This window comes from Phormidium sp. CCY1219 (genome assembly GCF_035615515.1).
Classification (GTDB): Bacteria; Cyanobacteriota; Cyanobacteriia; order Cyanobacteriales; family Laspinemataceae; genus CCY1219.
The window spans coordinates 1-6,094 of sequence record NZ_JAJENT010000746.1 but is presented as its reverse complement, the minus strand read 5'-3'; the positions used below and the strand labels follow the sequence as shown (position 1 = coordinate 6,094).

At 51.1% G+C, this 6,094-nt stretch carries 5 protein-coding genes; 3 read left to right on the top strand and 2 right to left on the bottom strand.

The window, feature by feature from the left end; translation table 11 throughout:
• The first annotated feature begins 272 nt into the window (after window positions 1-272).
• Window positions 273-2,198 (top strand): DNA primase, encoded by a 1,926-nt coding sequence (gene dnaG / locus LKK83_RS22740; protein ID WP_324633667.1) that lies wholly within the window; start codon window positions 273-275, stop codon window positions 2,196-2,198.
• A gap of 186 nt (window positions 2,199-2,384) precedes the next feature.
• Here the strand turns inward: dnaG and LKK83_RS22735 are convergent, their stop codons facing one another.
• Window positions 2,385-2,915 (bottom strand): pentapeptide repeat-containing protein, encoded by a 531-nt coding sequence (locus tag LKK83_RS22735; RefSeq protein ID WP_324633666.1) that lies wholly within the window; start codon window positions 2,913-2,915, stop codon window positions 2,385-2,387.
• A gap of 156 nt (window positions 2,916-3,071) precedes the next feature.
• Here LKK83_RS22735 and LKK83_RS22730 point away from each other — a divergent pair, with 156 nt between their 5' ends.
• Entirely contained in the window at window positions 3,072-3,668 is a 597-nt protein-coding gene (locus LKK83_RS22730) for a YraN family protein (protein ID WP_324633665.1), read from the top strand.
• Window positions 3,669-3,737: 69 nt separating this feature from the next.
• On the opposite strand, the gene LKK83_RS22725 is transcribed toward LKK83_RS22730, so the two are convergent.
• Window positions 3,738-4,127 (bottom strand): hypothetical protein, encoded by a 390-nt coding sequence (locus LKK83_RS22725; RefSeq protein ID WP_324633664.1) that lies wholly within the window; start codon window positions 4,125-4,127, stop codon window positions 3,738-3,740.
• A gap of 695 nt (window positions 4,128-4,822) precedes the next feature.
• Between LKK83_RS22725 and queA the strand changes: the two genes are divergently transcribed.
• Window positions 4,823-6,067, top strand: a complete 1,245-nt coding sequence (gene queA, locus LKK83_RS22720) for a tRNA preQ1(34) S-adenosylmethionine ribosyltransferase-isomerase QueA (protein ID WP_324633663.1) — start codon at window positions 4,823-4,825, stop codon at window positions 6,065-6,067.
• Window positions 6,068-6,094: the final 27 nt, after the last annotated feature.

The following is a 6,094-nucleotide window of genomic DNA, read 5'->3' as shown; positions in this document are numbered from 1 at the left end:
TCCCTAGTCCAATTCCAGGCATGGGAAAAAACATAGGGATTAGCGCAATGGTTATTTATCCCTAGTCCAATTCCAGGGATGGGAAAAAACTATCCCGATGAGCGGGATAGTTATTTATCCTGTAGCGCCCCATCGGTGAAAAAACCTATCGCGAGCGCGCCATAGTTATAATATTTTCATATGGGTAAGGTAGAGAATTTTTCACCTCGGAGCAGTAATGACTATTCGGCTACGTACCATATCAATCTGAGAAAGGCTATAGCACCCGCATTATGAAGGTTCCGCACCTGCACCCCGATACCATCGACGAAGTGAAGCAACGCGCCGACATCTACGATGTGGTGTCGGAGTATGTGGTACTGAAAAAACAAGGCAAAGATTTTGTCGGGTTGTGCCCGTTTCACGATGAAAAGTCGCCGAGTTTCAGCGTCAGTAGCGCCAAGCAACTGTATTACTGTTTCGGGTGTCAGGCGGGAGGGAATGCGATTAAATTTTTGATGGAAATCCGCCAGCAATCGTTTGCGGATGTGGTATTGGACCTGGCGCGGCGCTATCAGGTGCCGGTGAAAACCCTCGAACCCGAACAGCGTCAGGAGTTAGAGCGTCAGTTGTCCCTGCGAGATCGCCTCTACGAGATTGTAGCGATCGCCCGCAGTTTTTTCGAACATGCCCTGCGTCAACCGGAAGGACTTGCGGCCCTAGACTATCTCCAGGCGCAACGACAGTTAAGCGAAGAGACGATCCAAGGGTTTCAACTCGGGTATGCCCCCGCCGGATGGGAAAGTCTTTACGGCTATTTGGTGGAACAAAAGGGTTTCTCGGCCCAATTGGTGGAAAAGGCAGGGTTGATCAAACAGCGCAAAGGTGGCGGGAGTTATTACGATCGCTTCCGCGATCGGTTGATGATTCCGATTAATGATGCCCAAGGACGAACCATCGGGTTTGGCGGGAGAACTCTGGGAGACGAACAACCGAAATATCTCAATTCCCCGGAAACCGAATTGTTCGATAAGGGGAAAATGTTATTTGCCTTAGATAAAGCGAAAGGAGCGATCGCTAAAGAAGACCAAGCGGTGGTGGTGGAAGGGTATTTTGACGCGATCTCCCTTCATGCGGCGGGCATTACCCAGACGGTTGCCTCTCTAGGCACTGCTCTGAGTGCGGACCAGGTGCGCCAACTGCTGCGCTATACCGACTCCAAGCAGGTGGTGCTCAATTTCGATGCAGATGCAGCCGGCACCACCGCCGCCCAACGGGCGATCGACTCCATTGCCGATCTGGCATTTAAAGGTCAGGTGCAATTGCGAATTCTCCATATTCCCGATGGGAAGGATGCAGATGAATTTCTCAAAACCACCAACTCTGGGGAACCTTATCGTCAATTGCTCGCTGAGGCACCTTTCTGGTTGGATTGGCGCATACAGCAACTTTTAGCAGGGCAAAATCTCCAACAACCGACGTCTTATCAGCAAGTGGCGCTCGAAATGGTCAAACTGCTCAGTCCAATTGTCTCTCGCGATTTGCGGATGTATTATGTGAATCGCTGTGCGGAACTGCTCAGTCAGGGAAATAGCACTTTGGTGGCGTTAAGAGCGCAAGATTTGCTCAAGCAAATCAATCGCCCCCGGCGCAAAGGGATCCATGAAGGCGATCGCGATTCGGTGAAATTGCCTTTAACCTCCGATCTCTCTTTGCTCGATATCGCTGAATCTTTATTGCTGCGTCTTTATCTCCACTGTCCCCACTATCGCGAATTGATTCTTACCGAAATGTGGGAACGCGATTTGGATTTTAGTTTGTCCCATCATCGGTTTTTATGGCAGCAAATTGCGGCGGTTGAATCTGAGGTGGCGGATCCGGCGGATTTGCTGTCTAAGGTGCAAGAGCGGTTTTTGCAGTTCAACCCAGAAATGCCAAAGCTGTCTGAGTTGTTTTTGTTGAATGAAAAAAGCGAGCGGGATTTGCTCAATACTCCTTTGATGATTAAGGGGGCGATCGCTTGTCTGGAGCGAGTAATGTGCGAAAAGCGATCGCAAATGTCCCTGCAACTGTGGCGGGAAACGGATTGGGAAAACGACCCGGAACGGGCAAAATATTATCAACAGCAAATCTATGCCGAAAAAGCCCGGATTCAGGAACTCGATCGCGAACGACAGGTGAATCTTTATAATTGGCTGTCAATGGGATATGGGGAATAATCACCCATTACCCCTCAGTGTGTTACCCCCGTAGAGACGCGATAAATCCCATCTCTACAAGGGGTTAAATTGCCTCACCGCATCCTGTTGGGGAGTGCGCGCTTCTAGCTCGCACTCGGGCATGAACTCGTTCCCCGCATGAGCGGGAAACGCCGAATCCGATTTGCCCGCCCTAGGCTGATTTTATCAGTCGCAGTATAGGGTATCGCGGGTGTTGCGCCCGGTGACGGGGTTGGTACCTTTGGCCACTTCACACAGAACTTTGATGGCGTCATCGCGCAGGAGAACGTCGGTAAAGTCTGCGCCGTCAATGATGACATTTTCAAAGCGGGAGTTATAAGCAAAGGCTCCTTCGAGAATGGCGTTGGTTAAGTTGCTCTCTCTAAAGCGCGCCATATCCAGGGTGGCGTTGCTTAAGTTCGCTCCTTCTAAGTTGACTTTATTGAAGCTAGCGCCGAAAAAGCTGACGCCGCGCGCGTCAATGTTGCTGAAGTCGCTATTGCGGATGGCGGATTTGGTAAAGGTGGAATCTTTCAGATCCCGGGTGGAAAAATCCACCCCAACCAGGGCTTCTTTGTTGTAGTCGTTGGCGAGGGCGGGTGGGGCAGATATCCCGGCGATCGCCGCGATCGCGCTAACTCCTGTTATCCATATTGCCCCGGATAACAGGATGCTGAATACTCGCGTCCAAATTGAATTGCAAAACCGATCGTTCATAAGTTTTAATGGCCTTGGAAAACGCTATCCCGATCTCTCAGTTGCCTCACGGGCGAACTTTGGTGTTGGATGCAGGATAATTGTTGCTTACTATACGAAACACACTCTATAGCGTAATCTTACCAGGTAGTGTCGCGAAAAGCGGTTGTCATGCCCATGTCGGGTTCTTCGTCTTCTTCGTCTTCTTCTCAGCGCGATCGCCCAATTCCTGTGGGAGTCTTGGGCGAAGCGTTGGTGGCTCACTGGTTGCGCTGTCAGAATTGGCAAATTGTGGCGCAACGCTGGCGTTGTCGGTGGGGCGAACTGGATCTGATCGCTCGCTCTGGCTCTATATCACAAAAAAAAGCAACTGACAAGAGGGGCGAGACCCCTCACTTGTCGGTTGCCGATCGCAGTTCTTCTGTATTAGCCTTTGTAGAAGTGAAAACTCGCTCTCGCGGCAATTGGGATGCTGGGGGTTTGTTAGCAATTTCGCCCCACAAGCAAGCGAAACTGGTGCAAGCGGCCCAGTTATTTTTAGCCGAAAATCCGGAGTTCTCCGAATTCCCTTGTCGCTTCGATGTGGCTTTGGTTCAATGCCGAAGCGAGGAATCCCCCCCGGGCGATCGCCCGCTTCCGCCTCGGGTTTCCCTAGAAGGCGATCGACTGGTTCCCCCACTCCCGGTGGCGATCGCTCAACCCATTCTCCTGGAAAACTATCGACTCATCCTCCACCATTACATTGCCGCCGCTTTCGACTTATCGAGCGCTTAATCCAAATTACCAGGGGTCAATTCTTAACCTAATAACTTCTTTTAAATCCAGGGTTTCAAAATCGGATTTTCACGCCAAAGTTTCGGGGCAATATCCCAATCCCTTGACAAATTGTTGGCGAAATTCCTCGATTTCGCCCCGTTCGGGATTTCCGTGGGACACCACCGCCACCTGATAGCGCCGCATCACTTCAATCGGCGATTGTCCGCTTTCGAGGCACCACAGCGCCATTTGCAAGCGGATAGACGGTTGACAAGGAATCCCCAGTTCATTCATAAACGCCTGAAAGTTTCCATGTTCGTAAGGATCCAGACAGCGATTCATTTTAATCCGCACGATCCACCCGTCAATTTGATGGATGACGGTGAGAAAGCGAACCGGAAACATGGCAGAATGATTCAGATATTCCGCAACTCTCAGGGTAAGACTGGCATTAGCCAGATGATAGAGATACTCCATGTTCTGTATTCCCGAATAATTGGACAATAATGGCTAAAAACCCACGGTTAAAGGGGGTTCGAGTCCAGACTTTCTACGGAACCCCCGTCACCCTCGCGCCATGTAAACGCATTGGACAGTTCCACTGAGCGCATCGGGGGTCTAGTTCTGGAAATGTTGCTACAGGGAGTGGCGATCGCATCCTTATGAACCAGCATTTGTGGGGTTTGGAGTGTTAGAGTGCTTTAACCCTTTGCTCTATTGCTGAGATCTGCTTCAAACATCAAAAACCCTTACAAATTGGCCTTAGAGGTAGCGATCGCCGATTGGGCAAGTCTGGGGTTTTCCTAACAACGATTGACGAAAGGGAAAATTTGTTCTTGCTGACCGGATATGAGCGAGTTGACAATTTCTCCCGTTGCCTTTTAGATAATCTATTTCTATTGTTGCGATCGTGAGGGTTATCCCACATGGGTAAATTCCCGCAAGTTTCATGGGGAGGTTTACCCAATTTTCCCCACACAGGGAACAACTTACAGCCGACAACCGATGTATTCTGAATTACCATAACCCATCCGGGTAAGATTCCTCATCCACCGAGGTTATTTTCTTACTATTTTTACCACTTAACCCTGGATAACAGTTTACCCACTTTATGATAAGATTTACAATTTAACTGTCAAACCCGTAAAAAATCCGGTGTTGGGATACAAAGAATGTTTAGTAACCATCGAGATGGAGTCGAAGGCGAAGGAAACGCGATCGCGCGCCAATCGGGTACGCACAGGGAGGCGGTTCCGGCGTTAGGCACATCAGGCGGGGGGGAGTCTACCCAGGATAGAGAAGAAGACCGCCGCTTAAGCGCCTATGACTACCACCTCCCCGAAGAAAAAATCGCGCAGAATCCCGCAGTTCCCCGGGATAGCTCTCGCTTATTGGTCGTTTCTTCCCCCAACTCCCACCATCACCAAAGGTTTCGGGATTTGCCCGCATGGCTCAAACCTGGGGACTTGCTGGTACTCAACAACACCCGGGTAATGCCCGCGCGACTCTACGGGCACAAATCCACCGGTGCGCCGGTAGAAGTATTGCTCCTCGAACCGCAACCGGACAATACCTGGTTGGCATTAGTCAAACCGGGCAGACGCTTGAAACCTGGGTCGCAAATTTTATTTGCACCCTCGGATCGGCTCACCGAAGGGGCACAATTCCCCCAGGAGAATCTGTTAAAAGCCAAGGTACTGGCAACCCATGAGGCCACAGGGGGAAGATTTCTCCAGTTTGAAGTGCCCTCAGGGGCGGATCTGATGGACTTGTTGCCAGCCTATGGGCAGGTGCCATTTCCGCCTTACGTCACCGCTTCCCAGGCGTCACCTGAGCAATATCAAACCGTGTATGCTGAAAAAACCGGATCCGCCGCAGCGCCCACGGCGGGATTGCACTTTACCGATGAGTTATTCAAACGGTTGGCGGAAAAAGGAATTCAGTGCAGTTTCGTCACCTTGCATGTGGGGGTGGGAACCTTTCGACCGGTGGAGGTAGAAGATGTGACCCATCACGTGATGCATGAAGAGTGGGTGCAGGTACCGCAAGAAACGGTGGAAAAAATCCGCCAGACGAAAGCAAACGGCGGGCGGACGATCGCGGTGGGAACCACAGTGGTGCGATCCCTCGAGGGCGCAGGGGCGGCGACGGGAAAACTCGAAGCGTTTTGCGGCAAAACCGATTTATTTATCTACCCCGGCTATCAATGGCGGGTGGTGGATGGATTGATTACCAATTTCCACTTACCGCGATCGAGTTTGCTGATGTTGGTGAGTGCCTTGGTGGGGCGAACTCGCCTGCTGGATTTATATCGCGAGGCGATCGCCCACAACTATCGCTTCTATTCATTTGGCGATGCCATGCTGATTTTACCGAGAATCGGCGTAAAGCCCCCGGATTTATCCGTGGGGATATAAGCCGAGCGACTGACCCCCGGTCCCCCG